General features: G+C 37.8%; 1 protein-coding gene. It reads right to left on the bottom strand.

Annotation, left to right across the window (positions count from 1 at the left end):
* Nucleotides 1–468 precede the first annotated feature (468 nt).
* A partial coding sequence (locus tag ACPUEY_RS14020; protein WP_425122460.1) for a hypothetical protein occupies nucleotides 469–1147 on the bottom strand: 679 nt, incomplete at its 5' end.

Genomic DNA, 1147 nt, shown 5'->3' with positions numbered 1-1147 from the left:
TATTTGAAAGGAAACTTTTAAGGTCACTCTTTGTGCCTGATAAAAAATGGCGAAAACAAGAAGAACCTCAATTGAGGTTCTTCTTGTGATATTTGTGGGACAGCAGTGGCACTCAGGCGCTCTTTTTTATAGCAAATATTTTATATGAAAGAATATTCTGAACAATGGTGACAAAATCAGCAATTAATCGCCGACACTATCTGAATAAAATTTTCCAGTACCTGCTTCAAATTTAGATACAAGAAAAAAGATGAAATTCGTTGCACTCTTTTTCTATCTAATCATTCAAGTAGAACCTTGTGAATAGCGTGGTTTACACTTGATAGCAAGCGAAATTTCAGACCAAATATGACTTGTAGCAGATTGATTCAACTACAAAGCGATACTCAATAAACATTTTTTGTACTAAAATAAAAAAGTCTAACTATCCGCAAATAGTTAGACCCTGGATCATATTGAACGGTGGATTTACTTTACGGTCACAGTAATACTACCAGTGTTCACAGCACCAATAGCTGAAGTTTTGATGCCATCAATATGATTCACTTTTCCATCTACATTTACAGATGCATCAATAGCTGCTGAATTAAAGGCTAAATTCGCTGCAGTGTAATTACTCAGAGTTTCAGAGAACTGGTCATAAGTGTCAGTATTCAATGATGTACTGATAGAGCTTTCAAACTCTGATGAGCGTTCAGTACGCCATTCTTCCAAATTACGCGCCGCACTTCTTTCAGCATCAAGAGTTGTCTCTAATGTACCCGTATTCACTGCGCTCAAATTGCCTTGCTGCAAATTGATACTACCGGTGTTTACCGCACCAATTGCTGAAGTTTCTACTGCGATTTTGTCTCCCACATTATTCAGTGAGTTATACCGCCCATCTACATTGACCGTTGCATCAACAGTAGCGGTATTAATGGCAAGGTTAAGCGCAGTACCATTTGGCTGGGTATGTTGAGATAAAAGATTTAAGGCACCATTTAACCCAGTATCTACAGTGACCTCTTGAGCATTAGCCATGGCTGCACCAGATACGAAGGCAACAGATAAGGCGATTGTTTTGATAGTCTTATTCATGGTTATTTTCCTTTTTTCTAATTTTGAAGTACTTCTCGCTAAGCACTTCTTTTTATAATGGGAGCGA

Origin of the sequence: Acinetobacter sp. G11 (genome assembly GCF_049808495.1) — a bacterium.
GTDB classification, from domain to species: Bacteria; Pseudomonadota; Gammaproteobacteria; order Pseudomonadales; family Moraxellaceae; genus Acinetobacter; species Acinetobacter kookii.
The sequence above is the reverse complement of the archived record's forward strand: the minus strand, read 5'-3'. Positions and strand labels throughout refer to the sequence as shown.